Genomic DNA, 26,865 nt, shown 5'->3' on the forward strand with positions numbered 1-26,865 from the left:
GCTTACTAAAAATTCCTTTGGCCAAAAGAAGAACAACAAAGAAATAAATAAGACTTTTAAAAAGGATACTAATTCTTTTAAGAAAAATGCTAAAGATGCAAAAATAGAAGAAAAGAAAAAAATAGCCAAGATTAAAAAAGCTAGTAAAGAAGCTAAGAAAAACGCATCAAATGATAATAATAAAATTGCCACATTTAACTGGTATCCAGGCCACATGACTAAGGCAAAAAGACAGATGCAAGAGGATATTAAGCTTATAGACCTTGTTATTGAAATAGTTGATGCAAGAGTTCCACTAAGCTCAAGAAACCCTGATATTGACGAGTTAGCAGATAAGAAAGCTAGGGTTGTAATTCTTAATAAGTCTGATTTAGCAGATGATAAAATAACTAACCTTTGGATAACATACTTTAAATCCAAGGGATTTTATTGTGTAAAGATGGATTCAAGAAAGAATAATGGTTTTAAGGCCCTAAATGAAATCATCTATGAAGCTTGCGAAGATAAAATTCAAAAAGATTTAGCCAAGGGAATTAAAAATCGCCCTATTAGAGCTATGGTAGTAGGTATTCCAAACGTTGGTAAATCTACTTTTGTAAATGCTTATTCAGGCAAAGCTAGTGCAAAAACTGGTAATAAGCCAGGTGTAACAAAGGGTAAGCAGTGGATTAAGATTAAGGGTAATATTGAATTACTTGATACACCAGGTATTCTATGGCCTAAATTCGAAGATCAGACAACAGGTTTAAGACTAGCTATGATAGGCTCTATTAACGACAACATTCTAAATAAGAGTGATTTAGCCCTTGATGTAATTAAATTCCTATATAAAAATTACAAGGATAATCTATATACAAGATACGAAATTACAACTAGTGAATTTGCCCCAAGTGATAACGATTTAATTGATGAACAGACACAGATTGCTTTAGTAATTATGGATCATATAGCAGCAAAAAGAGGTTGTTTAAAAAAGGGTGCACAAACAGATTATGATAAGGTTTCAGGTATAATCCTAGATGATTTTAGAAGTGCTAAGCTTGGATGCGTAACACTTGAGAGACCTTAATTGAAAGGATATAAAATGACACTTAAAGAAGAGCGCGAATTAAGAAAAAAGCAAAAACTAGAAGCAGAATATGCCAGACTTGAGACAATGTTTGAATATGAGAAGGAATATTCTGACTGTGAATATATTGCAGGAATTGATGAGGTAGGAAGAGGTCCCCTTGCAGGACCTGTGGTTACAGCCTGTGTAATAATGCCAAAGGATGTAAGAATTCCATATGTTAACGATTCTAAAAAAGTAACAGAAAAAAGAAGAGAAGAATTATATGATATAATAAAAGAAAAAGCATTAACTATCGGTATAGGAATTGCTTCAGAAAAAAGAATCGATGAAATTAACATTTTACAAGCTACATATGAAGCTATGAGAGAAGCTATTAACAATTTAGAAATAAAACCCGATATATTATTAAATGATGCAGTTAATATACCAGGAGTGGATATTAAGCAGGTTCCTATAATTAAGGGAGATGCTAAGAGTTTTACAATAGCTTGTGCAAGCATAATTGCAAAAGTAACTAGAGATAGAATGATGGTAGAACTTGATAAGAAATATCCTAATTACGGATTTGCCAAAAATAAGGGATATGGTACAAAACAACATACAGATGCCCTAAGAGAATTTGGCCCATGTGAAATACATCGAAGAACATTTATTGGTAATTTTATTAAATAAAAAAGCAACTTAGAATTTACGTTTAGTTAAAGGGGAAACTATGGCGATAAATCTTTCAAGCTTATTTAACAATCAGAATATAAATCCAAATCTTAAGGCTGAGGTTAATGGAGAGGGAAATAAGACCCAAACTAATAATCTATCAAATGAAATTAATAACCTTAAGGAAGTTATAACTAGTGATATCACTAAAAATAGTGGTATCACTATGCTTAAAAATATGCTTGTGGGTGATACCTTTACAGGAAAAATTACTAATATTAATAATAACGCTATTTCTATTTTGCTAAATTCCAATACCACAATTAATGCCACATTAAAGGGAGATGTTCCCTTAACTCGTGGAAGTGTAGTTACTTTTATGGTGGAGGATAATAATAATGGACAAATTCAAATAAAGCCCCTAACAAAGGATGTTCAAGCAGACGCTGTTGTAAATAAAGCCTTAGAGGCTGCTAATTTGCCAGTAAATGAGAAAAATATAAATATAGTTAAAGAACTACTTAATCTAAATATGCCTATTAACGCTAAGCAGATTACTGAGCTTGCAAAGCAATGGGCAAGATATCCAGATACTAATATAAATACATTAGCTAATCTTAATCGACTAAATATTCCAATAAATAAAGAAAATATAGGACAATTTGAAGCATACAAACAATTCGATGCCAAACTAGAAAAAAGTTTGGAAAAATTTGAAAGCAATTTAATAGAAGACTTAAATACTATTCTAAATGAGTCAGACAATAATAAAGGACAAACTAGTAAGACTACTAACACAACTGATACTAATTTTTCCAATATTGAAAACCCTGAAATTATAAAAAGCAATCCTGAAACACAGGCAAGCAAAATGTTAAAGTCTGTAGTAAATAACCTATATAATGACCCTACAAATGAAATCAAACAAAAACCTATAAAAGAGCTTATTGATAAAAAAGACATAGAAGCCCTAATAAATACAGTAGATAATAAGGAATTAAAGGCAGAGCTTAAAAAAGGCGATGTGAATATAAAAGACTTTTTTACAAAGTTACTTGAAAATGGAAACCTTAATAAAGACGACTTGTCTAAGCTTATTAACCATAAGGGATTTAAGGAGCTTTTCCATGAAATGATTAATGAAACAATGAAACTAAGCCCAAGAGAATTTCAAGAATCCGAAGAGCAAATTAAAAACTTCTATAAGCGAATCAAAAAAAACATTGAAGGCATAGAAAATGAAACTAAGGAGAATATAACTCCTAACTTTAATAAGACAGTAACTAGTATTAAAGAGAATATTAATTTTATGAATGAGTTAAATAAGAACTTACTTTTTATGCAAATGCCTATTAAATTTAGTGACAGTGAGGGCAATGGAGAATTATATGTTTTTACTAACAAGAAAAATGTGGCCTATGATCCAGATAACATAACCGCCTTACTTCACTTAGATATGGAACATCTTGGTCCTGTAGATATTTTTGTAAAACTAACTAATGGAACTAATCTTAATACTAATTTTGTATTAGAGTCAGATGAAATGTTAGATTTTGTATACTCTAATATCGACAAATTAGAAAAACGCCTATCAGAGCTTGGTTACGAGACGCATTTTGAAATGAAGGTAAGTACACCAGAGGACGAGCCCTTTGATTTTGTAAGGGATTTCATTGAAAAGGACATTAATAAAGATAATAGCTTTGGCCAGTATATATTTGATATAAAGGCTTAGAGGATATGGAGGAATTTGTTTATGCCAGATAAAAATAAGACAAATAATAATGATAAATCAAAAGCTATAAAATCAGACAAAGATAATAAACCCACCATAGCCGTTGCCCTTGAATACGTACCAGGCGAGGAAGCACCTAAGGTAATTGCCAGTGGTAAGGGTCATTTAGCTGATACAATTATTGAAAAAGCCAAAGAGGCTGATGTTCCTACCTATGAGGATGCAAGCCTTGCAAAGACTTTATCCAAACTTGAAATTGGAGATATGATACCTCCGGAATTATATACTATAGTGGCTGAAATACTTGTATTTGTGGATGACTGTGATAGAATTAAAGGCAAAATAAAGAAAGGATAAGCCATGAACAAAAGAAAAATAGGTGAAGAAAAGGAATTTCTTGCCCTAAAATACCTAACTGATAGAGGGTATAAGATAATTAAGAGAAATTACAGATGTAAATTAGGAGAGATAGATTTAATCGCTAAAAAGGATAATCGCATAATCTTTATAGAGGTTAAATATAGAAGCACATCTAAGTATGGCAGTGCAATTGAAGCGGTAAATTATAAAAAGCAAATGATAATTAGGCGGGTTGCTAGGCACTTTCTTTTAACAAATTATCACACTCTTGAAATCCCTGTTAGTTTTGATGTAATAGGAATAGATAATAACAAAATAACTCATATAGAAAATGGCTTTTAAAAAATGGAATTTAAAAAAATAGACAACAAAAAATTTTTTAACGGATTAGAAACAGGAACAATAATTGACTCAACTTTTTTTGAAGAGGTTAAAGTAGAAGATAAAAACGTGGGTATTATTAGATTTAAGCCCTTTAAAGATCTTGATTTTATAGAATGCGGCTTTTCAACTCGCCTTGGTGGTGTAAGCACTGGCGTATCAGAAAGCATGAATTTTTGCCTTGATAGGGGAGATAGTAGAGAAAATGTCTTAGAAAATTTTAGAATTTTTTCTACTGCAATTAACACAGATATAAACCATCTTGTCATTTCAAAACAAACTCATACAACTAACGTATTATACGTAGATGAATCAAATGCTGGAATGGGATTAGTTTCCCAAAGAAACTATGATAACATTGATGGCCTTATAACAGATAAGAAGGGTTTATGCTTAGTAACAGCCTTTGCAGATTGTGTCCCTGTAATTTTTATTGATAAAAAAAGACATGTAATAGGATCTGCTCACAGTGGTTGGAGAGGAACTGTTGGCAATATAACTAAAAACGTAATTGAACAAATGGGACAAAAATTTGGCACTAAAGCAGAAGATTTAATTACATTTATCGGTCCTTCAATTTGTATGGATTGTTATGAAATAAGTGAAGATGTGGCAGATGAATTTAAAAAGGCCTATTCTAGTAAAGAACAAGAATATATCCTTTATGATAAAAAGAATGGTCACTATCAGTTAAACCTTCAAATTGCCAACTACTTTAATATGTTAAATGCAGGAGTTAAGGCAAGTAATATTAACGTTACTGATATATGCACATGTTGTAATAAGGATTTATTATTCTCCCATAGAGCAACAAATGGGAAGCGTGGAGTACTTTGTAACTTCATTTATCTAAAATAACAAATAAAAATTCCCACAGGCTATCTATTTTACTTAGCTGTGGGAATTTTTATTTATAAACCGCGTTTCTTTTTTAATTCTAATTCTTCTTTAATTAACTGATTTTGCTTTTTCTTATTACCGATTCTTATAAAATAAACGATTAGGGCAAGTATAATTATAGGAATGGCAGCAGTAATAACTATTGATATTGTCTCTGAAACAATTCCATTATCAAGAATTGATGAAGCCACAGGTGTGTATTTTGCTGAATTTAAAAGTAAATCCATATTATCTGTCATTTCAGTTGTTATAGATGATGTATTAGTCTGAACTGCAAAGTTATATATATAACCCCTATTTACAGTGAAATATTTAGTAGCATATACTAAAACTCCATCATCTGTTAATGACTTAATATCAGTCTTAAAGTAAGCTAAGTCATTATAATAAACAATTTCACTGCCTAGAATTTCTTCTGTTTTTTGATCTGGTGTTAGATTTTTTTGTGATTCCACATATTCATTATATAAATCATTTAATTCTGTATCATTTAATGTATTAAAATCATGTAGAGTTTCATTGGCTTTTTGACCTGTAATTGCGATTTCATATGTCATATCCTTATCTACAGCTTCTAAATAACAGTTACTATTAACCATAGCTGTTCTAACTTCAGCTGCATCACTTGCGCCAATAAGCTCTAAATAAGAATTATTATTAGTAGTGCTTCTTGTAAAGCTAATTAAAGAATCAGGAACCTCTACAACAAGGTCAATATCTGCAAATTTATATTTATTAGTATTAGTGGCAGCTTGTGTATTAACGCACTGAGTCACCATTAAAATTCCTGTCATAATAGATGTTAAAAACACAGCTAAAAAAGCTTTTTTATATTTAGATAAATACATACTAAACCTCCCAAAAATCAAGTATTTACAATATTTCGTATAATATCATAGACCTTTACAAAAAGCAATTAAACTGATATTATAAATCAGTATATTTACATTAAAATTTTATTATTTAGATTAGGATGATTGATTATGAGTAAACCTATTGTAGCTGTTGTCGGAAGACCTAATGTTGGTAAATCAACATTATTTAACTGTCTTTGTGGGCAACAGATTTCTATTGTAAAGGATACTCCTGGTGTTACAAGAGATAGAATATATGCCGAAGTTACTTGGCTTGATAAGGCATTTACTCTTATTGACACTGGTGGTATTGAACCAGATTCAAGGGATATTATTTTATCCCAGATGCGTGAACAAGCACAGATTGCTATTGATACAGCAGACGTTATTGTATTTATGACTGATGTTAAGCAGGGTCTTGTAGATTCTGATGCTAAGGTAGCTGATATGCTTAGACGCTCACATAAGCCTGTTGTACTTTGTGTTAACAAGGTAGATAATTTTGACAAGCTTATGCCAGATGTATATGAATTTTATAATTTAGGAATTGGCGATCCAATGCCAATTTCAGCTATTAGTAAATTAGGTCTTGGTGATTTACTTGATGAAGTTATTAAGTATTTCCCTGAAGAAGCAGATACAACTGAGGAAGATGACAGACCTAAGATTGCAGTTATTGGTAAGCCTAATGTTGGTAAATCTTCACTTATCAATAAGCTTATGGGTAAGCAAAGAGTTATTGTAAGTAACATTGCTGGTACAACTAGAGATGCTATCGATACTGTAATTAAATACAATAAAAAAGATTATGTATTTATTGATACAGCCGGTCTTAGAAGAAAAAGTAAAATTAAAGAAGACTTAGAGCGTTATTCAATAATTCGTACAGTAGCAGCAGTTGAGCGTTGTGACGTTGCCATCTTAGTAATTGATGCAACTGAAGGCGTTACAGAACAGGATGCTAAGATTGCTGGTATTGCCCACGAAAGAGGTAAAGGTATTATTATTGCCGTTAATAAATGGGACGCTATTGAGAAAAATGATAAGACAATCTATGAATTTACTAACAAAATCAAAGATACTTTATCATTTATGCCATATGCTGAAATCATGTTTATTTCAGCTCAGACAGGACAACGTCTACCTAAGATTTATGAATTAGTTGATGAAATTATTGATAGTCAGACAATGCGTATACCTACAGGTGTACTTAACGAAATTCTTACTGAAGCAGTTGCTATGAAGCAGCCACCTTCAGATAAGGGTAAGAGACTTAAGATTTATTATATGACTCAGGTTTCTGTTAAACCACCTACATTCGTAATGTTTGTAAATGATAAGGAATTAACTCACTTCTCATATACAAGATATATTGAGAACAGAATTAGAGAATCCTTTGGTTTTAGAGGAACACCTATTAGATTTATCAACAGAGAGCGTAAGGAGAAAGACTTGTAATGTTAGCACGAATTATATGTTTAGTTTTAGGCTATCTTTTAGGTTCAATTATTCAGGGCGGATATTGGCTTGGAAGATTTAATCACATTGATATTAGAAACTATGGTAGCGGTAACGCAGGTACAACTAATGTTATGCGTACCCTAGGAAAAAAATACGGTGCATTAACTTATCTATTAGATATTTTCAAAGTTATATTAGCAGGTATTATTGTTAATTTCTTTATTGCACCTCATTTTGATGTATCAGAATTATTATTATTTTTATATGCTGGTTTTGGTACAGTACTTGGACACAATTTTCCATTTTACTTAGGATTCAAAGGTGGAAAGGGTATTGCAGCTACATCAGGACTTGTAATTGCACTTATTCCATTCCCTCATTATTGTTTTGCATTTACACTTTTTGGACTAATTACATTCCCATTAGTGTTATTCTTAACTAAGTATGTATCTTTAGCATCACTTATTGGAATTGCAGGATTTTTTATTGAATTTGTAATTTGGGATTTACTAGGTTTCTTGCCTCTTAATGGGACTGAACATATTGAAGGATGCGTAATTGTATTCTTATTTGCTGCACTAGGATTCATAAGACATGCAGCTAACATAAAAAGACTTATAAATGGAACTGAAAGAAAGATGGGAGAGAAAAATGGCAAAAATTAGTATTATGGGCGCTGGAAGCTGGGGCTTAGGTTTATCTATTTTACTTAATAATAATGGACACGATGTTACTGTATGGTCAGTTTTTGAACAGGAATTAGACGTATTAAGAACTGAGCACGAGAATAAAAAATGTTTACCAGGGGTTAAAATCCCAGACACAATTAAATTTAATGGTAATACACAAGAAGTCGTTGAAAGTGCTGATATTTTAGTACTTGCAGTTGCTTCTCCATATACACGTTCAACATCTAAGCTTCTTGCTCCTTTTGTAAAAAAAGGACAATATATTGTTAATGTAGGTAAGGGTATTGAAGAAAGTACTCTTATGACACTATGCCAGGTTGTTGAGGATGAAATTCCACAAGCATGTGTTGCTGTACTTTCAGGACCTAGCCATGCAGAGGAAGTTGGTAGAGGTATTCCAACAACTTGTGTAATTGGTACTAAGTCTAAATCAGATGCTGTTTATTTACAAAACGTATTTATGAGCGATGTATTTAGAGTTTATATCAGTCCAGACGTATTAGGTATCTGCCTTGGCGGATCACTTAAAAATGTAATTGCTCTTGCAGCAGGTATTGCAGATGGCCTAGGTTATGGCGACAATACTAAGGCAGCCCTCATTACAAGAGGTATTGCTGAAATTAGTAGATTAGGTGTAGCTATGGGTGCTAAAGTTGAGACTTTTGCTGGTTTATCTGGAATCGGTGACTTAATTGTTACTTGTTCTAGTATGCATTCTAGAAATAGAAGAGCAGGTATCTTAATTGGTAAAGGATATACTAAAGACCAAGCAATGGAAGAGGTTTCAATGGTTGTTGAAGGTGTTTATTCAGCAAAAGCAGCCCTTCTTCTTTCACAGAAATACAATGTTTCAATGCCTATTGTTGAACAGATTAATAAAGTTTTATTTGAAGATATGAATGCATCAAAGGCTGTTTCTGAGCTTATGCTTAGAGATAAAAAAATCGAAGCCGAAAATATTTCATGGGAATAAATAAAATAATAATAGTAGGATAATCAATGGGGCTAATGTATCATTAGTCCCATTGTCATAGGTATAATGGTATAGATTTACTATTTTTTTATTGAGAAGTTTGATTTATACTATTTTTGTTGGGAAAATTAAGAAAGAGAGAGGATAGTTACACATGGCGCATATTAAACAATTACTAAACAGAGCTTATATATCAACAAAATTAAAGGACAAATTAAGCTCATTTGAGCAGTACAGATATAGTTTTATCTGTGCGCCAACAGGATATGGCAAATCAGCAGTTTGCCGTACATTCTTTAAGAATTATCCAGGATATACAATTCTTTGGATAGACGCTGATTCTTCAAAGGAAGTTTTCTGGACAAATTTATGTAATGCAATTAAGCTTGTTAGTCCAAGCCATGCATCTCAGTTTATGTCCCTTAAGTTTCCTGAATCTGAAGAGGATGTTAATGAATTATGTGCTTTAATGTCTAATTTGACTAATGAAAGAGCACAGACAGTAGTTATTATCGATAATTTCGATAATGTTTTTGATGAGAATATTGCTAATTTCTTTAAGATTAATCATGCTGCATCTACTCCTGGTTTGAAGTATGTATTTTTAATTCATGAACTTCATTATCAGAGTATTTTAAGCCTTATTAGCAAGAATTCCATCGGATTAATTGATAAAAATGACCTTAGTTTTTCACCTGAAGATATTTATGATTATTTCAGACTTAATGAGAACTTAATCGATATTGAAATTGCTAAGGATATATATAACAAGACTATGGGATGGCCATATATTGTTGAACTTTATATGGATCAGAATTCTGATAAGGCTAAGTTAGCATCTGGCGAAAGTCTTGATAATTTTATTGAAACTAACATTTGGTATAATTTGGACAATCCATTAAGAGATTTCTTAATTAACCTTTCTGTTTTTCATAAATTTACAATTAGCCAGTGTGTAACACAAACTGGTCTTGATGAGAAGCTTTGTCTTGAATATTTACACAAGGTTTCATTAATAGATTATGATAAGCTTTCAAGAACATATAGCTTTAATCCTGTCTTTAGAAATTTTATGCAAAAAGTTTTTAAAGAAAAGCCTATTAATGAGATTAAGGAAATCACAATGAGAGCTGCTGACACATACCTTTCAAATTGTGATTATTTCTATGCTATTAAGCTTTATAATGAATCTAATGAATATGGCAAAATTTATACTTGTGATGCAACACTTAATAGCTTATATAGCTACATTATTCGTGAGAATAAGGATATGTTCTTTAATGTGGCTAACCAATATTGGAACGTAGACAAAAAGGGTAAATATCAATTTTCAATTGTAATTTGTTTTGCTATGTTTTTATATAACGAGAAGAATACAATGGAAAGTATCTTAAAGGATATTGAGAATGATATTAAAAACGACCCGCTAGTTGATGATATTATGCGTAATACATACTTAGCTGAAATCCAGTATATTAACGCATTTTTTTAACTTCAATGACTTTAATAAGATGAATGAAGATTTTAAAAAGGTTACATACCTTACAAAATCTCCTGTAAACTTAATTGCTTCACAATATCCATTCAGTTTTGAAAGTCCTTCTATTATGGCTCTTTACCATAGAAGAATAGGTGGATTAGATGTGGAAATGTTCTCATTAGAGGATTGCGCACCTAATTACTATAGAATTACTAATGGACATGGTAAGGGATTTGAAGCTTTAATGAAGGCTGAAAGTCTTTATAACCGTGGTGAAATTGATGGTGCTGAGATTCTTTGTCATAAAGTTATTTATATGGCTGATAGTAGAAACCAGCATGATATCTATATTGCAGCTAACTTCCTTATGGCTCGTATTTCTATTTATCATGGAGCTAATGATGCCTATAAGGAATATATGAACAATATAGAATTTAGATTAACATCTCATGAAGATGCATCTAAGAACCTTTCTAAGATGGTTGATGTTTGTAAAGCATTTATTTACACAGACCTAGATGAAGTTGATAAAATTAGTAACTGGTTAAAGGACGAGAAGCGTATTGAAGATCAAGCTAACTTTATTTCCCTTAGCTACACTAATGTTGCTTTATGTAAATACTTAATCTTAACAGAAGATTATCACCATTTCTTAGGAATTAGTGGTCAGTTAATTGGTTTGAGTAAGTTATTCTCATACATAATACCAAGAATTTATACATATATTTTCTTAAGTATTGCCAATAACGAAACTAACGATAGCGAAAAAGCTAAGAGATTCTTACTTGAGGCTATGGAATTAGCTGTTCATGATAGAATCATTATGCCATTCGTTCAAAATTATAAATACATAAGCGATATGTTAGATGAAATCACAGTAAGTAAGACACTTTCACCTTTCGTAAAAAATATTAATAAGCATGCTAAAAACTACGAAAAGGGTGTAAAGCAGGTTAAAAAAGCAGGAAGAATCCTTGCTGACTTTGGTTTAACTGTTAGAGAAGCAGATGTTGCAAAATTAGCAGCACAGCGTCTAACTAATAAAGAAATCGCAGAACAGCTCTTCATTGCTGAAAGTACTGTTAAATCTAACATGAAAGTTATCTTTAACAAATTAGGAATTAATTCACGTGGCGACCTTAAGAATTTTTTCGAATAGTGTAGTTAAAAATCTCTGATTTTTCAAGACATTACGTCCACCTATTGCGAAGCAATCTTTAATGCGGGCTTTCGCCACGTTAAGAAAGGAAACATATGAGAGTTATTGCAGGTAGTGCGAGACATCTTCCACTAAAAACAATCGAAGGGCCAGATACTAGGCCAACAACTGATAGAATAAAAGAGACATTATTCAACATTTTACAAAGCGATATCTCTGGATCTAATTTTCTAGATTTATATTCAGGCAGTGGTGCAATTGCCATTGAAGCTCTAAGTCGAGGAGCTAGAAGCGCAACTCTTGTTGAAAGCTCTAAAAATGCATGTAAGGTAATTAAAGAAAACCTTGAATTTACTAAATTAGCTCCTAAGGCTAATTTAATGGAATGTGATTGCTTGTCTGCAATTAATCGTTTAAAAAATAAAGAGGTTTTTGATATTATTTTTATGGATCCTCCATATGGTAAGGATTTTGAATACGAAACTCTTAAGGCAATTAAAGCAAGTAATATAGCTGATGAATACACAATTATTATCATTGAAGAAAAGCTTGATACCAACTTAGATTATGCCGAAAGCCTTGGCTTTGAATTAGTAAGAGCCAAGACATACAAAACTAATAAGCATTTATTTTATAAACTAAAGGGAGACAATTAAATTGAAAAAAGCAATTTATCCAGGAAGTTTTGATCCTGTGACACTTGGACACTTAGATATTATAGAAAGATCGTCAAAATTAGTAGATCATTTAATTGTAGGGGTTTTAAATAACAATGCAAAAACGCCATTGTTTTCAGTAGATGAACGTGTTAATATGTTAAAAGAGGTAACAAGTCATCTACCTAATGTAGAAGTTATGTCATTTAGCGGATTATTAGTAGAATTTGCTAAAGAACATAAGGTAAATGCAATTATTAGGGGACTTCGTGCTGTAACTGATTTTGAATATGAATTAGCTATGTCACAGACTAACAAAGTAGCAGCTCCAGAAATTGATACTGTTTTCTTAAATACAAGCCTTGAATATGCCTATTTAAGTTCAAGTATAGTTAAGGAAATGGCTATGTATAATGGGGATATTTCAAAATTTGTTCCAGAGGCAATCATAGAAAAAGTTAGGCAAAAATATAAACAATAATTTTAGAGGGAGAAGCATATGAGCAGAATTGAACAGATGATTAGCGACATTGAAAGTTATATTGATAGTTGTAAATTTTATGGTTTATCAAAGAATAAGATTATTGTAGATAGATCAGAGATGGAAGATATGTTAAAGGAGCTTCGTTTAAAGACTCCTGAAGAAGTAAAGAAATATCAAAAAATACTTAATAATAAGGATGCTATCATAGCAGATGCTAAGGAGCAAGCTGAAGCAATTCTTAGAACTGCACAGGTTCAAACAGAAGAGTTAGTTAATGAACATGAAATTATGCAAAGAGCATATTCTCAGGCTAACGAACTAATAGAAACTGCAACTTCTCAAGCACAGCAAATATTAGATAGTGCTACACAGGAAGCTAATGATATTAGATATGGTGCTATGCAATATACTGATGATATGCTTGCAAAATTACAGTTTATTATTGAACATTCAATTAGAGATAATAAGCTTAAATATGATTCATTATTAGATGGATTAGAAGATGTTTTATCTGTTGTTAATAACAACAGAAATGAATTAAAGGGAGCTACTAAAGAAGCTGAAGAAGATAATAATGCCAGTGAGGCTGCTGATGTAACTTCAGTAGAACTAGAATCTGAAGTAGCTGCTGATACAGATAATTAATATTTTTAAAATTACCAAAGTATATTAAATACATATACTAAAGCTGTTGGTTAGCTAATAAGCTTTGGTGTATGTATTTTTTTAGGACTTGTAATAATTTATACGATAGGAGTAGTTATGAATTTACCAAATAAATATTTAGAGTCAATGAAAGAAATGTTAGGCCAGGACTTTGACGCTTATTTAAAGAGCTTTGAAGATACAAGACTTTATGGCTTAAGAGTAAATAATCTTAAAATATCAACTGAGGATTTTCTTAAAATTTCACCTTTTAAGCTAACTCCTATACCATGGATAGAGAATGGTTTTTATTATGAAGAAGATGAAAAACCAGCTAAACATCCATATTACTATGCTGGACTTTATTATATTCAGGAGCCAAGTGCCATGACTCCTGCTAATGTCTTACCAATTAATGAGGGAGATGTTGTACTTGATATGTGCGCAGCACCTGGTGGTAAATCAACTGAACTAGCAGCTAAACTTAATAATACAGGTCTTTTAGTAACTAACGATATTAGTAATTCAAGAACAAAGGCTCTTTTAAAGAATGTTGAAATTAACGGATGTAACAAGATTTGCGTACTTAACGAAGATCCTAAACTTATTGCTGATAGATTTAGTGAATTTTTCGATAAAATATTAATTGATGCTCCATGTTCAGGTGAGGGTATGTTTAGAAAGGACAACAAGCTTATTAAAGCTTGGGAAAAGACAGGACCTGAGGTTTTTTCTGAAATCCAAAAAAGCGTTATTATGTCTGGTGCTAAAATGCTAAAACCTGGCGGAATGATGCTTTATTCAACATGTACTTTCTCCAAATTAGAAGATGAAGAAACAATTATGCATCTTTTAAATAACAGGGATGACTTTGAACTAGTAGATATTAAGCCATATGAAGGTTTTTCTCATGGATTTGAAATTAGTAATGAAGCTAAGGCTAAAAATATAAATAAGACTGTACGAATTTTCCCTCACAAAATGAAAGGTGAAGGTCATTACGTTGCATTACTAAGAAAGAAAGGCGACAATGAAATAAATAACATTCGCTATATTTCTCAAGGCTTTAATAGTAAAGTACCAACTGAAGTAACAGATTTTCTTGATTCCTTTAATTTTGAATATGACAAGAAATATATAAATATTAGAGGAACTTATGTATATTTAGTATCTAAATATATGCAGGAAGAAAAGGGACTACGAATCATTAGAAATGGCTTATTACTTGGTGAAATCAAGAAAAATAGATTTGAACCAAGTCAGGCTCTTGCCATGGCTTTAAAACTATCTGATTACCCTAATGTCATTAATTTAGATGTTAAGGATGAAAGAGTGGTTAAATACCTAAAAGGTGAAACCCTTGACTGTGATGACTTTACTGATGTTAAAGACGGTTGGGTATTAATAGGTGTTTCTGGTTACTCTCTAGGATGGGGTAAATTTAAAAACGGTCAGGTTAAAAACAAATACCTTGCTGGTTGGAGATGGATGTAATATGTTAGAAAGATTAGATAAATACTTGGTTGAGGCAGGTATTGCCTCAAGAAGTAAGGTTAAAGAGCTAATTAAAAAAGGTAGAATTAGCGTAAATGACAATAATAAAGTAAAAGCTGAATTAAAAATTAATACAGAAACTGATATTGTTAAATTTGATGGTAGGGAAGTGCTTTTAGAAGAATTTGAATATTTTATGCTAAATAAACCTGCTGGAATTATCTCTGCTAGCATGGATAAAAAAGCTAAGACCGTAGTTGATTTAATAACTGATAAAACAAGACATGATCTTTTTCCTATTGGTCGATTAGATAAGGATACTCATGGGCTATTAATTATTTCAAACGATGGTGATTTAGCCCACAGATTATTATCACCAAAAAAACATGTTTCAAAGACATATTTTGTAAAGGCGAGAGGTCATATAAGAGATGAGGCTATTAAGCTTTTTAATGATGGACTAGTTGTTGATGAAGAACTAACAGCTAAACCAGCAACTTTAAAAATTCTTAATACAGCCCATGAGACTATTAATTATATTGATGAAAATTCTAGACAGGAATGCCAATACAGTGGTGAAGTTACTTATTGCGAAGTAACTATCAAAGAAGGAAAATATCATCAAATTAAGCGTATGTTTAAAGCCATTGATTCTGAGGTCCTTTATCTAAAAAGACTATCCATGGGTAATCTAAAATTAGATGAAAGCCTAGATGAGGGTCAATATAGACCTTTAACTCAAAAAGAATTAAAGGACTTACAGGAAAATTTTTAAAAAAGAGGGAAGAAAAAGGATATGGAAAAGGGATGTGCAGGATATATAAAAAAGAAACGTAGTAGAAATCTAGCTATTATTCTAGCTTTTGCCGTGGTAATTGTGGGATTAATAGTTGCAGGATTAATTCTTTTTAAAACTAAGAACAATTATTGTACTTTATTAGCTGTTGTTCTATGTTTGCCTGCTGCCAAATTTGTTGTTAATTATATAGTAGTTAAAAGTGCTAAGCCAATTAATAAGGATTTTTTAGAAAAATTAAACTCAATTGATAATGCTTTTATCCTTTATGATTTAATTATTTCTGGCCAAAACAAGCCTGAATCTGTGGAAGCTGCAATTATAAACGGCAACAATATATACCTTTATTCTAAGAAAATAAATACAAAAGATTCTATTATTACAGATATAAATAAATTCCTTAAAAACGTTAAGATCAACGCAAGTATTAACGTAGTTAGTGATAATCTCAAATTTATAGAAATTGCTAAAAATAAGAGTGTGGATAAAAACGACATAGCTCTAATAAAAAAATCAGAATATGTAAAGAAGGAATTTTTAAACATGTGTATCTAAACTATGTATAAAAAGGACATTATATGAAAGAAATTATTATTAATGATAAGAATGCCAATCAAAGATTAGATAAGTATTTATGCAAATACTTATCCAATGCGCCATTGAGTTTTATATATAAAATGCTAAGAAAAAAGAATATAACTCTTAATAATAAAAAAAGTGATGGTAAAGATGTATTGAAAAAAAATGACGTCATTAAAATTTTCTTTTCAGATGATACATTGGATAAATTCACAAAAAATAAGGATTCTAAGGAGACTAACGCTCTTGAATCCTATTATAAAAAAATCTATAAAGCACTAGATGTAATTTATGAAGATGACAATTACATTTTTATTGATAAAGCTAGTGGGGTACTGACTCAAAAGGCAAAGCCTAGTGACGTTTCCCTAAATGAGTTAGTTATTGCCTATTTATTACATACTGGCTTTTTAAAGATTGAAGACCTTGAAAGTTTTAAACCTAGCGTGTGCAACAGACTAGATAGAAACACAACTGGAATTGTAGCCTGTGGTAAGACTATTAAAGGACTTCAAGATTTATCCCTTGGATTTAAAGAAAGAAGCTTTGATAAATACTACATTACAATTGTTAAAGGCGTTATAGATAAGCCTAGTATTATAATGGGCACTCTAACTAAAGATAACAAGACTAACAAAGTTACAATTACTAAAAATAAGGGAGAATCCTACATTGAAACCGGCTATACGCCAATTGCAAATAACGGACAATTAACCCTTTTAAAGGTTCATTTAATTACTGGTAAAACTCATCAGATTAGAGCCCATCTTGCTAGTATAAATCACCCATTAATCGGGGATTACAAATACGGAGATGCTAAATTTAATAACATTTTTAAAGAAAAATATGGACTTTCAAATCAGCTTTTAACAGCCTATGAACTCAATTGCAAATTGGATAAAAAAGACTTACAATGTAGAAGTAAAATTCCAAAACAATTTTTAAATATTTTAGAGGGAGAAGGATTATGGGAACCTGGAATTCAAGAGGCCTTAGAGGAGAAGCACTAGAAGAATTTATTAATTTATCCATTGATAAATATAAAGAAAAGCACCTTGCCTTAATTCAAAAAATTCCCACTCCAATTAAGCCTATAAAGCTTGATCCTAAGACAAGACAAATAACACTTGCTTTTTTTGATAAAAAAAGTACTGTGGATTATATAGGTGTTGTGCAGGGAATTCCTGTATGTTTCGATGCTAAAGAGTGTCAGACAGATACCTTTCCTCTAGCTAATATTCATAAACATCAGATGGAATTTATGCGAGATTTCGAAGAACAGGATGGTATCAGCTTTATTATTCTTTATTTTAGTAACCGCAACGAATTCTATTATGTTCCCTATAGAGACATTTTATTTTTTTGGGAAAGAATGGAAAATGGCGGTAGAAAAAGCTTTACCTATGACGAAATTGATAAAACTTATAAAATTGGCCATGCCAATAACATTATTGTGCACTTTTTAGAGCCTTTAAATATTGACTTAGCCTCTAGAGATTAGTTAAAATTACTATTGATAAAAATATTAATTTTAAAGGAGTTTTTACAATGGCTAAGTTAACAAGAAAAACTACAAAATTACTTGCCTTATTAGTTTTTGTAACTGCAATTTTTAGTTTGAATGCATGCAATAAAAAAACTAGTGAGCTTCCAACTGATGAACATGTGGTTATGATGACTGCAACATGTACTAATATTGGTACATTTGATGAAAATGAGGATTATTGGGAGAATTCATCCTGGACTGTTTATTATGACGGTCAGGTTTGCTACACTTCCACATATAATAAATCAGGAGTACTTAAAGATGAAATCTTTGATTTAAGTAAGGAGGATTTAAAGACACTTTATACCTTACTAACAGAGATGAATGAATTTGAAGATGAAGAAATAACAAGTGAATACGGAAATTCATGGTATATTACCTACTTTGATGATAAAGGACAGATGTTAGACTCATTTAGCGGTGATCTAACAAACAAGTCAACGCTTACAGATATAGAAGACATAATCGAATCACCATTGCAATAAGATAAAGCCACCAATTAAGCACCACCCGTGACTTATTTGGTGGCTTATGTTGTAATTAGCTAATATTAGCTAATTACAAGAAACTACAATTGACATAATTGCGATTTTTCTATATAATCATTTCATCTTAGTAGTATACTACTATGCTAATTAATTAACGTGTTAAAGTGATGCGATTTTTTTAAATAAATTAGGAGGTGTCCATGAAGAAGGATTTATTACATACCCCAGAGGGTTTTAGAGATATTTACAATGGTGAATGCTATCAGAAGAAGATTTTGGAGAAGAATTTACATAAGGTATGTCATTCTTATGGATATAACGATATTGAGACACCAACTATGGAGTTTTTTGATGTCTTTAATAAAGAAAGGGGATCTATTCCTTCTAATGAAATGTTTAAGCTATTTGACAAATACGGCAATACTTTGGTTTTAAGACCTGATTTTACTCCTTCAATTTCAAGAGTAGCAGCCAAGTATTTTGAGGATAGTGTATTACCTATTAAACTATGTTATCAAGGCAATACCTTTATTAATGATAACAAGTATTATCAAGGAAGATTAAAAGAGAACACTGTAATTGGTGCTGAACTTATTAATGAAACTTCCCTTGAAGCTGATTTTGAAATTATTGCCATGCTTATTGACTGCATGAAAGCTTCTGGACTTAAGGAATTCCAGGTAGAAGTAGGTAACGTGGCTTACTATAACGGATTATTACATGAAGCTAATATTAGTGGAGAGATGGCTGAAGAACTTACCAACTTGATTCGTGAGAAAAACTATTTTGGTGTAGAGGAATTGCTTAACTCCCTAAATATAAATCCTGATATTAAGAAGACTTTATTAGAGCTTCCACAGCTTTTTGGATCTGTTGAAATCTTAGATAGAGCAAAGCAGTTAACAATTAATGAAGAAATGACAGATGCCATTACACACTTACAAAACCTATATAAGCTTCTAACCGATAATGGATATGATGAATATATAAGCTTTGATTTAGGCTCTTTATCAGTTCATTCATACTACACAGGAATTATTTTTTCAGCTTATACCTTTGGTATGGGAAGAGCAGTAGCAACTGGTGGTAGATATGATAAATTAATGGGACAGTTTGGTCAGGATAAGGCTTCTATTGGTTTTTCAATTATAATTGACGCAGTTATGGCAGCCATTGAAAGACAAGGCATTCGTTTGGAAACACATGGCGAAAGCTATCTACTAGTTTATTCTAAAAATTCTTACAAAACTGCTCTTAAAAAAGCTACCAAGCTAAGAAATGAAGGTATTAAAACTTGCATTATAAAGAATAATTTAAGTAAAAACGATGCCGACTATTTAGAATATGCTAAGAATGCGTATTTAAACAAGGTGATTTTTATAGATGATAATGGAAATGAAAGGGAATGCTTATGAGATATATTACAATAGCCTTAGCTAAAGGTAGACTTGCAAAAAAAGCTTTGGAAATTTTTGAACAGGTTGGCGTTAGCTGTGAAGAAATGAAGGATGAGAAGACAAGAAAGCTCATATTTACTAATGAGGAACTTAAGCTTAAATTCTTCCTTGCAAAACCATCAGACGTCCCAACTTATGTGGAATACGGCGCTGCTGATATTGGTATTGTTGGTAAGGATACAATTCTTGAAGAGCAAAGAAATCTTTACGAGGTTTACGATTTAAATATTGGTAAATGTAGAATGTGTGTATGTGGTCCTGCAAGCGCTAAGGATAAATTAATGCATCACGAACTTATTAGAGTTGCATCTAAATATCCTAATATTGCTAAGGATTATTTCTACAACAAAAAGCACCAGACAGTAGAAATTATTAAGCTTAACGGTTCAGTTGAGCTTGCACCTATTGTTGGCTTAGCTGAAGTAATTGTAGATATTGTTGAAACTGGTGCAACTCTTAAGGAAAATGGTCTTGAAGTTTTAGAAGAGATTGCTCCTTTATCTGCAAGAATCGTTGTTAACCAGGTTAGCATGAAGATGGAAAATAAGCGCATAACAAAGCTTATTAATGACGTTAAAAATTACTTAGAAAGTAATGATTAATTTTTGGAGGAAGAAATGAGAATTATTGAATTAAATGAAGATAGTAAGAAAGATATATTAAACACTCTATTAAAGAGGAGTCCCAATAACTACGGTAAGTTTGAGGATGCTGTAGCCGAGATTTTACTTAATGTTAAACTCAAAGGTGATGAAGCACTATTTAGTTATACTAAGCAATTCGATAAGGCAAATATTAATGAAAGCAATGTACTTGTTAGTACTAAAGAACTTGAGGAAGCTTACAAACAAGTAGACCAAGAACTTATTGATGTTATTAGAAAAGCTCTAACTAATATTAAAGAATATCACGAGAAGCAAAAGCAGTACAGCTGGTTTGATTCTAAGCCAGATGGTACAATTCTTGGTCAAAAGGTTACAGCCCTATCAAGAGTTGGAGTTTATGTCCCAGGTGGTAAGGCAGCTTATCCATCATCAGTTTTAATGAACGTTATTCCTGCTAAGGTTGCTGGAGTAGAAGAAATTATTATGTGTACTCCATGTGATAAGGATGGCAATGTCTATCCAACTACACTTGTGGCAGCCCATGAAGCTGGAGTTGATAAGATTTTTAAGGTGGGCGGTGCACAGGCAATTGCAGCTATGGCTTATGGAACAAATAGCATTCCAAAGGTAGACAAAATCGTTGGTCCTGGCAATATCTTTGTTGCATTAGCTAAAAAAGCTGTATTTGGCTATGTGAGCATTGATTCTGTTGCAGGTCCTTCAGAAATTCTTGTTCTTGCTGATGAAACTGCTAATCCGAGATTTGTAGCTGCAGATCTTTTATCCCAGGCAGAACACGATGAAATGGCTTCAGCTATTCTTATTACCACATCGAGGGAAGTTGCTAATGCTGTATCTACTGAAGTTGATAAATTCACTAAGGAATTATCAAGAAGGGAAATCATTGAAAAATCCCTTGAAAACTTTGGATATATCTTACTTGTTAAATCACTTGATGAGGGAATTGAAGTTGCCAATGAAATTGCTTCAGAACACTTAGAAATTGTAACTAAGAATCCTTTTGATGTTATGACTAAGATTAAAAATGCCGGTGCTATTTTTATGGGTGAATATTCATCTGAGCCTTTAGGTGATTATTTTGCTGGTCCAAACCACGTACTTCCAACTAACGGAACTGCTAAATTTTTCTCACCTTTATCAGTTGATGATTTCATTAAGAAATCAAGCATTATTTCATACTCAAGAGAAGCACTAGAAAAAATTCACCTTGATATTGAAAAGTTTGCCACAGCTGAACACCTTACAGCTCACGCAAATTCTATAAAAGTACGATTTGAATAATTAGGAGGGGATTATGTCAAATAATCAAATAGCTAGAAGAGCAACTATTAAAAGAAAAACAAGTGAAACAGAAATCAGTCTTTTTATAAATCTTGATGGAAAGGGCGATGCAGATGTAAATACTGGCATAGGCTTTTTTGATCATATGTTAAAAAGTTTTGCAAAGCATGGACTTTTTGACTTAAAGTTACATGCACAGGGAGACTTAATTGTTGACTGTCATCACACTATTGAGGACGTGGGAATTGTTCTTGGAGAGGCAATTAGAGAAGCCCTTGGAGATAAAAAGCAAATTAAAAGATACGGGAATTTTTATTTACCAATGGATGAAGCATTAATTCTATGCGCCATTGATTTAAGTAATAGACCTTATCTTGTATTTGATGCAGACTTTAAAAGCGACTCTGTTGGCTATTTTGATACACAGATGGTTAAGGAATTCTTCTATGCAGTGTCTTATTCAGCTAAGATGAATATCCATATTAAAAAGATGTGGGGTGAGAATGACCATCACGTAATAGAGGCTATGTTTAAGGCATTTGCTAAGGCTCTTGATGAAGCTAGTAGCATAGACGAAAGAATAACTAACATACTTTCTACAAAGGGAAGTTTATAATTTATAAAGGGAAGGACTAATAAAATGAGATTATATCCAGCTATTGATATTAAAGATGGTAAATGCGTTCGTCTTAAAAAAGGACTATTTAACGAAGTGACCATTTATTCAGAAAAACCTTATGAAATTGCCATTGATTTTGAAAAAAAAGGTGCAAAGTTTATTCATGTTGTTGACCTTGATGGCGCTCTTAAAGGTTATAGGGTCAATGCTAAAACAATAGCTAAAATTGTAAAAAGCGTAAATATCCCTGTAGAATTAGGTGGTGGCATTAGAAGCATTAGTGATATAGAAGATGCCCTAAAGTTAGGAGTTAGCAGGGTAATTATTGGTACTAAGGCTGTTGAGAATCCTGATTTTATAAAAGAAGCTATATTAAAATTTGGTCCAGAAAAAATCGTTGTTGGAGTTGATGCTAAGGATGGCCTAGTTGCCATAAATGGCTGGGAAGACTTATCAAATCAAACAGCCCTTTCATTATGCCTTGCTATGAAGGAAATTGGCGTTACTAACATTGTCTATACAGATATTTCAAAGGATGGTATGTTAGTTGGTCCAAATGTAGAACAAACTAAGATTTTATCTGATAAAACAGGAATTAATATAATTGCATCCGGCGGTATGTCTTGTATTAAAGATTTACAAAATATATCAGATGCTGGAATTCACGGAGCAATTATAGGAAAGGCTATTTATGAGGGACGCATTGATTTGACTGAGGCTGTTAAGGCTTTTGAATCTGGTGATAGCCTAGAATTTGAGAAGAATAAAGAACATATTGATATTCCCTCATGGCAGGATTTAAAAAAAGACAGCAATGGTCTAATTCCAGTTGTGGTACAAGATTACATATCCAATGAAGTTTTAATGCTTGCATATATGAATGAAGAAGCTTTTATAAAAAGCTGTGAAACTGGCATTATGACTTATTATTCAAGAAGTAGACAAGAACTTTGGATTAAAGGTCTTACATCAGGTCATTTCCAATATATTAGCTCATTATCAATTGACTGTGATAATGACACAATTCTTGCAAAAGTTAGACAAGTTGGCAGTGCTTGTCACACAGGAAATAGAAGCTGTTTCTACAGAAATTTCTTTATAAAGAACATATAATTACTTTAAAAGATTAAAAAAAAGAGTTATAATACCACTTAGAATGAATTTATTCTAGGTGGTATTTTTATGTCTACTAAATATATTTTAACTAATTATGATGACAAACTAATTAGCGCAAAATACATTAATGATGAATGTAGCATGCTTAATGTATGCGATAATGAACATTTTATAGGCGATATTTTTATAGGAAGAGTAGAGAATGTCGTAAAGAATATTAATGCATGTTTTATACAGTTTAATGAGGACTGTAAAGGCTATTATGCATTATCTGAAAATGATAAACATATTTTTCTTAATAATAAAAATAATAAGCTCCCAAATATCGGAGATAAAATCCTTGTGCAGGTTAAAAATCCTCCACACAAAACAAAACCTCATACTTTAACATCTAAGATAGAAATTCCAGGAAATTTTCTAGTATTATCAAGAGATGTCTCAAATGTATTAGTTTCTAAAAAAATCCAAAGCAATGAAAATGCAAAGAAACTAGGAACTATGCTTTTTTCTAATTTAGAAGATCTAAATAATGATATTAAGCATGAGCTTTCAAATGCATTTACTAACACAAATACTGATCTTTCTTTTGGTTTTATCTTAAGAAGCAACGCAAAAGATGCTACTTTTAGCCAAATTATTGAGGAGGCTACTAAATTAAAGGACATTTATAAAGACCTACTAAGAAAGGCTATATATGGGCTTTTTTATACAAAGGTTTTTGAAAGTGCACCTTCATACATATCTGATATTAACCATCTAATGTATGAGAATGATTTTGAAGTTATTACTGATAGCGAGGAAGTCTTTAATTTAATTGCTAAAAGAACTAATATTGATAGTAATAAGCTTAGACTATATAAAGACGATTTATTGCCTCTATATAGCCTATATTCAATAAAAAGCAACATCACAAACGCTTTGAAAAAAAATGTATGGCTAAAGTCTGGTGCTTACCTTGTTATTGAAGAAACAGAAGCATTAACAGTTATTGATGTTAACTCAGGAAAATTCATTTCCAAAAAGGGTAAGGACAAAGATTTGTCAAATTATCGTGTTAATATTGAAGCTGCAAAGGAAGCCTTATTACAACTTCGTCTTCGAAACATCTCTGGAATCATTATTATTGATTTCATAAATATGAAAAGCGAAGAGCTAAATTCCAACTTATTAAGGGAACTAAGGGGACTTGCTAAATGTGATGAGCTTCCTACAAAAATAGTGGATATGACCAAATTAGGACTAGTAGAAATTACAAGAACTAAAAAAGGCCAAACATTAAAAGAAAGAATGGGATTAAACAAAAATGAGTAATTATAAAACTAGATATGATAAAGTTAGTGCTTTTTTTAATAGTCATAAAAAAGCGCTAATGACTTTGAAATTTTTTTACCGCTTTTTAATCATACCTTTTATTATTAGCTATGCTTACCTTCTCATTAAGCTTTTTAAACTTTCTGGAGATGGTAATCTAGATAATATAAATCAACTAATTAAGGCCATTTTAGCGCCAGGAACCAGCTTTATAGTTATGTCTATTCTAAGACTAGCCCTTGATGCTAAAAGACCATATGAACTTTACGATATTAAGCCACTTATAGCTAAAAATAAAAAAGGGCAATCAATGCCAAGTAGACATGTCCTTAGCGCAACACTTATTGCAATGACAGTACTTTATTTTAATCAAAGTTTAGGAATTATCCTTTTAATTCTTACTTTTTTTGTTGCAATTACAAGGGTTTTAGCAGGAGTACATTTTATTAAGGATGTCTTTATGGGAATATTAATTGGTGTGATTTGCACAATTTTTGGCTTATGGCTAATATAAACTAAAGCGACTTATAAGAATTTGACTAATCTAAGGGGGAGCAAAAAATGAAGAAAATTAAAATTGCCTATATAGGCGGGGGTTCAAAGCAATGGGCTAGAGTTTTTATGTATGATTTAGCCCTTGTAAATGATTTATGCGGAGAAATCGGACTTTATGATATTGATATAGAGTCTGCAAAAAGAAACAAAGCTATAGGTGAAAATATTAATAAAGCACCAAATGTAGTAACAAAGTGGGATTATAAGGTTTATAGTGATTTAGATTCATGCTTAAATAATGCTGATTTTGTTGTGATTTCAATTTTACCTGGAAGCTTTAATGAAATGAGAGTTGATGTTGAAACACCTATTAAATACGGCATTTATCAGTCAGTAGGTGATACTGCTGGACCGGGTGGAGTAATGAGAGCACTAAGGACTGTGCCATTTTACGAAGAATTTGCTAAGGCTATAAAGAGGATTTGTCCTAAAGCTTGGGTAATTAACTTTACAAATCCAATGACAATTTGCACTAAGACTTTATATGATGTATTCCCAGAAATTAAAGCCTTTGGTTGCTGCCATGAAGTATTCCACACACAGGATTTTTTATGTGATGTACTAAAAGAAGAAAAGGGCTATAGACCTAATAGAAACGAAATTTATACTGAGGTTTCAGGAATCAATCACTTTACATGGATAACTAGTGCAAAATATAAAGATGATGAGATTTTTGACTATTTAGATGACTATATTGACAAGCATTTTAAAGAAGGTCATTATGAACACGGCAGTAATGAGCAGTATAAAACTGATCCATTTGCCTATGCTAACAGAGTAAAAATGGACCTTTATAAAAGATATGGCGTTTTAGGTGCAGCCGGTGACAGACATTTAGTAGAATTTTTTAATAATAACTGGTATCTTAAAAACCCTGAAATGGTTAATGAATGGAAATTCGCCCTTACATCAATTGATTTTAGAGTAAATCAGATGTATGAAAGAATCCAAGAATCTAAGGATTTAGCCAGCAAAAAAAAGCCTATTGAATTAAAGAAATCTGATGAAGAGGCTGTGGATTTAATGCGTGCTATTTTAGGACTTACTAGTAAAATTAGTAATGTAAATCTTATAAATGAGGGACAAATGCCACAAATTAAGCTTGGTAGCATTGTTGAAACAAATGCAGTATTTACACATGACTCTGTTAGACCAATTATGGCTAAGCCATTACCAGAAGCAGTACTAGCACAGGTTAATAGATGCCAGACAAATGTTGAAACATTATATGAAGGCATTAAAAATAGAGATTTAAAAACTGTTTTTGCTTCTTTTGTAAATCAGCCTTTATGCTCAAATCTTACTTTAGAGGATGCCAAGGCTTTATTTAAGGAGATGTGTGAAAAAACAAAGGATTATTTAACAGTATATAATCTAGATGATCTAAATTCACTATAAAATATATTGACATACGCAATTAATTGATATAAACTTATATAGTATGCCGCTCAGTTAGGATATAAGTGGATTTTATTCCCTCCAAAACTGGCGAGT

At 31.7% G+C, this 26,865-nt stretch carries 29 protein-coding genes; 28 read left to right on the plus strand and 1 reads right to left on the minus strand.

From position 1 onward, the window contains the following. Positions 1-184 precede the first annotated feature (184 nt). The 6 genes from ylqF to pgeF are packed head-to-tail and all read left to right on the plus strand — an operon-like array spanning position 185 to position 5,060. Complete coding sequence (gene ylqF / locus T537_RS0101560; protein WP_278244457.1) at positions 185-1,069, plus strand: ribosome biogenesis GTPase YlqF; 885 nt, start codon at positions 185-187, stop codon at positions 1,067-1,069. A 15-nt stretch (positions 1,070-1,084) separates the two neighbouring features. After that, the gene (locus T537_RS0101565; protein WP_031555859.1) at positions 1,085-1,744 is read left to right on the plus strand and encodes a ribonuclease HII; all 660 of its coding nucleotides are present in this window, start codon (positions 1,085-1,087) and stop codon (positions 1,742-1,744) included. 40 nt (positions 1,745-1,784) lie between these two features. After that, a complete protein-coding gene (locus T537_RS0101570; protein ID WP_031555862.1) occupies positions 1,785-3,461 on the plus strand; it encodes a flagellar hook-length control protein FliK in 1,677 nt (558 codons plus the stop codon). Positions 3,462-3,482: 21 nt separating this feature from the next. Next, complete coding sequence (locus T537_RS0101575; RefSeq protein ID WP_081823227.1) at positions 3,483-3,818, plus strand: EscU/YscU/HrcU family type III secretion system export apparatus switch protein; 336 nt, start codon at positions 3,483-3,485, stop codon at positions 3,816-3,818. Positions 3,819-3,821: 3 nt separating this feature from the next. Beyond that, positions 3,822-4,163 carry a YraN family protein gene (locus T537_RS0101580; protein ID WP_027437518.1) on the plus strand — a complete coding sequence of 114 codons (342 nt, stop codon included), beginning with the start codon at positions 3,822-3,824 and terminating at the stop codon, positions 4,161-4,163. A 3-nt stretch (positions 4,164-4,166) separates the two neighbouring features. Beyond that, entirely contained in the window at positions 4,167-5,060 is an 894-nt protein-coding gene (pgeF, locus tag T537_RS0101585) for a peptidoglycan editing factor PgeF (protein ID WP_031555868.1), read from the plus strand. Between the two features lie 53 nt (positions 5,061-5,113). Here pgeF and T537_RS0101590 read toward each other — a convergent pair whose 3' ends face one another. Continuing rightward, a complete protein-coding gene (locus T537_RS0101590) occupies positions 5,114-5,950 on the minus strand; it encodes a hypothetical protein (RefSeq protein WP_031555871.1) in 837 nt (278 codons plus the stop codon). A 135-nt stretch (positions 5,951-6,085) separates the two neighbouring features. On the opposite strand from T537_RS0101590, the gene der reads away from it, so the two are divergent. The 22 genes from der to T537_RS0101700 all read left to right on the plus strand — a co-directional run bounded on the left by der (position 6,086) and on the right by T537_RS0101700 (position 26,769). Beyond that, on the plus strand, positions 6,086-7,414 hold the full coding sequence (gene der / locus T537_RS0101595) for a ribosome biogenesis GTPase Der (RefSeq protein WP_027437515.1): 1,329 nt from the start codon (positions 6,086-6,088) through the stop codon (positions 7,412-7,414). Then, positions 7,414-8,082, plus strand: coding sequence for a glycerol-3-phosphate 1-O-acyltransferase PlsY (plsY, locus tag T537_RS0101600; protein WP_031555873.1), 669 nt, complete (start codon positions 7,414-7,416; stop codon positions 8,080-8,082). Before der ends, plsY begins: the two co-directional genes overlap by 1 nt. After that, positions 8,069-9,079 (plus strand): NAD(P)H-dependent glycerol-3-phosphate dehydrogenase, encoded by a 1,011-nt coding sequence (locus T537_RS0101605; protein WP_027437513.1) that lies wholly within the window; start codon positions 8,069-8,071, stop codon positions 9,077-9,079. Before plsY ends, T537_RS0101605 begins: the two co-directional genes overlap by 14 nt. A gap of 154 nt (positions 9,080-9,233) precedes the next feature. Continuing rightward, complete coding sequence (locus tag T537_RS0101610) at positions 9,234-10,571, plus strand: AAA family ATPase (RefSeq protein ID WP_031555875.1); 1,338 nt, start codon at positions 9,234-9,236, stop codon at positions 10,569-10,571. Between the two features lie 19 nt (positions 10,572-10,590). After that, positions 10,591-11,718 (plus strand): helix-turn-helix transcriptional regulator, encoded by a 1,128-nt coding sequence (locus T537_RS0101615; RefSeq protein ID WP_031555876.1) that lies wholly within the window; start codon positions 10,591-10,593, stop codon positions 11,716-11,718. Positions 11,719-11,813: 95 nt separating this feature from the next. Continuing rightward, entirely contained in the window at positions 11,814-12,374 is a 561-nt protein-coding gene (rsmD, locus tag T537_RS0101620) for a 16S rRNA (guanine(966)-N(2))-methyltransferase RsmD (protein ID WP_031555878.1), read from the plus strand. 1 nt (position 12,375) lies between these two features. Then, complete coding sequence (gene coaD, locus T537_RS0101625; protein ID WP_031555879.1) at positions 12,376-12,855, plus strand: pantetheine-phosphate adenylyltransferase; 480 nt, start codon at positions 12,376-12,378, stop codon at positions 12,853-12,855. 18 nt (positions 12,856-12,873) lie between these two features. Beyond that, positions 12,874-13,503 carry a FliH/SctL family protein gene (locus T537_RS0101630; protein ID WP_031555880.1) on the plus strand — a complete coding sequence of 210 codons (630 nt, stop codon included), beginning with the start codon at positions 12,874-12,876 and terminating at the stop codon, positions 13,501-13,503. A 117-nt stretch (positions 13,504-13,620) separates the two neighbouring features. Continuing rightward, complete coding sequence (locus T537_RS0101635; RefSeq protein WP_031555882.1) at positions 13,621-14,997, plus strand: RsmF rRNA methyltransferase first C-terminal domain-containing protein; 1,377 nt, start codon at positions 13,621-13,623, stop codon at positions 14,995-14,997. 1 nt (position 14,998) lies between these two features. After that, the gene (locus T537_RS0101640) at positions 14,999-15,772 is read left to right on the plus strand and encodes a pseudouridine synthase (RefSeq protein WP_031555884.1); all 774 of its coding nucleotides are present in this window, start codon (positions 14,999-15,001) and stop codon (positions 15,770-15,772) included. Positions 15,773-15,793: 21 nt separating this feature from the next. After that, positions 15,794-16,348: a hypothetical protein gene (locus T537_RS0101645; protein ID WP_031555885.1), complete on the plus strand. Its 555-nt coding sequence runs from the start codon at positions 15,794-15,796 to the stop codon at positions 16,346-16,348. Positions 16,349-16,371: 23 nt separating this feature from the next. After that, entirely contained in the window at positions 16,372-17,382 is a 1,011-nt protein-coding gene (locus T537_RS0101650; RefSeq protein WP_031555888.1) for an RluA family pseudouridine synthase, read from the plus strand. Further along, positions 17,340-17,873 (plus strand): Holliday junction resolvase RecU, encoded by a 534-nt coding sequence (locus tag T537_RS0101655; RefSeq protein WP_031555891.1) that lies wholly within the window; start codon positions 17,340-17,342, stop codon positions 17,871-17,873. Before T537_RS0101650 ends, T537_RS0101655 begins: the two co-directional genes overlap by 43 nt. Positions 17,874-17,920: 47 nt before the next feature. Further along, positions 17,921-18,403 carry a caspase family protein gene (locus T537_RS0101660; protein ID WP_031555893.1) on the plus strand — a complete coding sequence of 161 codons (483 nt, stop codon included), beginning with the start codon at positions 17,921-17,923 and terminating at the stop codon, positions 18,401-18,403. 203 nt (positions 18,404-18,606) lie between these two features. Beyond that, complete coding sequence (gene hisZ / locus T537_RS0101665) at positions 18,607-19,821, plus strand: ATP phosphoribosyltransferase regulatory subunit (RefSeq protein ID WP_031555896.1); 1,215 nt, start codon at positions 18,607-18,609, stop codon at positions 19,819-19,821. Beyond that, positions 19,818-20,465, plus strand: a complete 648-nt coding sequence (gene hisG, locus T537_RS0101670) for an ATP phosphoribosyltransferase (RefSeq protein WP_031555898.1) — start codon at positions 19,818-19,820, stop codon at positions 20,463-20,465. Before hisZ ends, hisG begins: the two co-directional genes overlap by 4 nt. Positions 20,466-20,480: 15 nt before the next feature. Continuing rightward, a complete protein-coding gene (hisD, locus tag T537_RS0101675; RefSeq protein WP_031555902.1) occupies positions 20,481-21,770 on the plus strand; it encodes a histidinol dehydrogenase in 1,290 nt (429 codons plus the stop codon). A gap of 13 nt (positions 21,771-21,783) precedes the next feature. Beyond that, positions 21,784-22,386 (plus strand): imidazoleglycerol-phosphate dehydratase HisB, encoded by a 603-nt coding sequence (gene hisB, locus T537_RS0101680; protein ID WP_242839147.1) that lies wholly within the window; start codon positions 21,784-21,786, stop codon positions 22,384-22,386. A 24-nt stretch (positions 22,387-22,410) separates the two neighbouring features. Then, entirely contained in the window at positions 22,411-23,502 is a 1,092-nt protein-coding gene (hisA, locus tag T537_RS0101685) for a 1-(5-phosphoribosyl)-5-[(5-phosphoribosylamino)methylideneamino]imidazole-4-carboxamide isomerase (protein WP_027437498.1), read from the plus strand. Positions 23,503-23,571: 69 nt separating this feature from the next. Further along, a complete protein-coding gene (locus T537_RS12275) occupies positions 23,572-24,816 on the plus strand; it encodes a ribonuclease E/G (RefSeq protein ID WP_031555905.1) in 1,245 nt (414 codons plus the stop codon). Further along, positions 24,809-25,330 (plus strand): phosphatase PAP2 family protein, encoded by a 522-nt coding sequence (locus tag T537_RS0101695; protein WP_031555908.1) that lies wholly within the window; start codon positions 24,809-24,811, stop codon positions 25,328-25,330. Before T537_RS12275 ends, T537_RS0101695 begins: the two co-directional genes overlap by 8 nt. A gap of 47 nt (positions 25,331-25,377) precedes the next feature. Further along, the gene (locus T537_RS0101700) at positions 25,378-26,769 is read left to right on the plus strand and encodes a family 4 glycosyl hydrolase (RefSeq protein ID WP_031555910.1); all 1,392 of its coding nucleotides are present in this window, start codon (positions 25,378-25,380) and stop codon (positions 26,767-26,769) included. Positions 26,770-26,865 lie beyond the last annotated feature (96 nt).

Origin of the sequence: Lachnospira multipara LB2003 (assembly GCF_000702205.1) — a bacterium.
GTDB lineage: Bacteria > Bacillota > Clostridia > Lachnospirales > Lachnospiraceae > Lachnospira > Lachnospira multipara_A.

Excerpts from the sequence above, each read along its gene's own strand:
- T537_RS0101565 (WP_031555859.1), top strand. The coding sequence starts at position 1,085 with ATGACACTTAAAGAAGAGCGCGAATTAAGAAAAAAGCAAAAACTAGAA.
- T537_RS0101570 (WP_031555862.1), top strand. The coding sequence starts at position 1,785 with ATGGCGATAAATCTTTCAAGCTTATTTAACAATCAGAATATAAATCCA.
- T537_RS0101575 (WP_081823227.1), top strand. The coding sequence starts at position 3,483 with ATGCCAGATAAAAATAAGACAAATAATAATGATAAATCAAAAGCTATA.
- T537_RS0101580 (WP_027437518.1), top strand. The coding sequence starts at position 3,822 with ATGAACAAAAGAAAAATAGGTGAAGAAAAGGAATTTCTTGCCCTAAAA.
- pgeF (WP_031555868.1), top strand. The coding sequence starts at position 4,167 with ATGGAATTTAAAAAAATAGACAACAAAAAATTTTTTAACGGATTAGAA.
- T537_RS0101590 (WP_031555871.1), bottom strand. The coding sequence starts at position 5,950 with ATGTATTTATCTAAATATAAAAAAGCTTTTTTAGCTGTGTTTTTAACA.
- der (WP_027437515.1), top strand. The coding sequence starts at position 6,086 with ATGAGTAAACCTATTGTAGCTGTTGTCGGAAGACCTAATGTTGGTAAA.
- plsY (WP_031555873.1), top strand. The coding sequence starts at position 7,414 with ATGTTAGCACGAATTATATGTTTAGTTTTAGGCTATCTTTTAGGTTCA.
- T537_RS0101605 (WP_027437513.1), top strand. The coding sequence starts at position 8,069 with ATGGCAAAAATTAGTATTATGGGCGCTGGAAGCTGGGGCTTAGGTTTA.
- T537_RS0101610 (WP_031555875.1), top strand. The coding sequence starts at position 9,234 with ATGGCGCATATTAAACAATTACTAAACAGAGCTTATATATCAACAAAA.
- T537_RS0101615 (WP_031555876.1), top strand. The coding sequence starts at position 10,591 with ATGAATGAAGATTTTAAAAAGGTTACATACCTTACAAAATCTCCTGTA.
- rsmD (WP_031555878.1), top strand. The coding sequence starts at position 11,814 with ATGAGAGTTATTGCAGGTAGTGCGAGACATCTTCCACTAAAAACAATC.
- T537_RS0101630 (WP_031555880.1), top strand. The coding sequence starts at position 12,874 with ATGAGCAGAATTGAACAGATGATTAGCGACATTGAAAGTTATATTGAT.
- T537_RS0101635 (WP_031555882.1), top strand. The coding sequence starts at position 13,621 with ATGAATTTACCAAATAAATATTTAGAGTCAATGAAAGAAATGTTAGGC.
- T537_RS0101640 (WP_031555884.1), top strand. The coding sequence starts at position 14,999 with ATGTTAGAAAGATTAGATAAATACTTGGTTGAGGCAGGTATTGCCTCA.
- T537_RS0101645 (WP_031555885.1), top strand. The coding sequence starts at position 15,794 with ATGGAAAAGGGATGTGCAGGATATATAAAAAAGAAACGTAGTAGAAAT.
- T537_RS0101650 (WP_031555888.1), top strand. The coding sequence starts at position 16,372 with ATGAAAGAAATTATTATTAATGATAAGAATGCCAATCAAAGATTAGAT.
- T537_RS0101655 (WP_031555891.1), top strand. The coding sequence starts at position 17,340 with ATGGGAACCTGGAATTCAAGAGGCCTTAGAGGAGAAGCACTAGAAGAA.
- T537_RS0101660 (WP_031555893.1), top strand. The coding sequence starts at position 17,921 with ATGGCTAAGTTAACAAGAAAAACTACAAAATTACTTGCCTTATTAGTT.
- hisZ (WP_031555896.1), top strand. The coding sequence starts at position 18,607 with ATGAAGAAGGATTTATTACATACCCCAGAGGGTTTTAGAGATATTTAC.
- hisG (WP_031555898.1), top strand. The coding sequence starts at position 19,818 with ATGAGATATATTACAATAGCCTTAGCTAAAGGTAGACTTGCAAAAAAA.
- hisD (WP_031555902.1), top strand. The coding sequence starts at position 20,481 with ATGAGAATTATTGAATTAAATGAAGATAGTAAGAAAGATATATTAAAC.
- hisB (WP_242839147.1), top strand. The coding sequence starts at position 21,784 with ATGTCAAATAATCAAATAGCTAGAAGAGCAACTATTAAAAGAAAAACA.
- hisA (WP_027437498.1), top strand. The coding sequence starts at position 22,411 with ATGAGATTATATCCAGCTATTGATATTAAAGATGGTAAATGCGTTCGT.
- T537_RS12275 (WP_031555905.1), top strand. The coding sequence starts at position 23,572 with ATGTCTACTAAATATATTTTAACTAATTATGATGACAAACTAATTAGC.
- T537_RS0101695 (WP_031555908.1), top strand. The coding sequence starts at position 24,809 with ATGAGTAATTATAAAACTAGATATGATAAAGTTAGTGCTTTTTTTAAT.
- T537_RS0101700 (WP_031555910.1), top strand. The coding sequence starts at position 25,378 with ATGAAGAAAATTAAAATTGCCTATATAGGCGGGGGTTCAAAGCAATGG.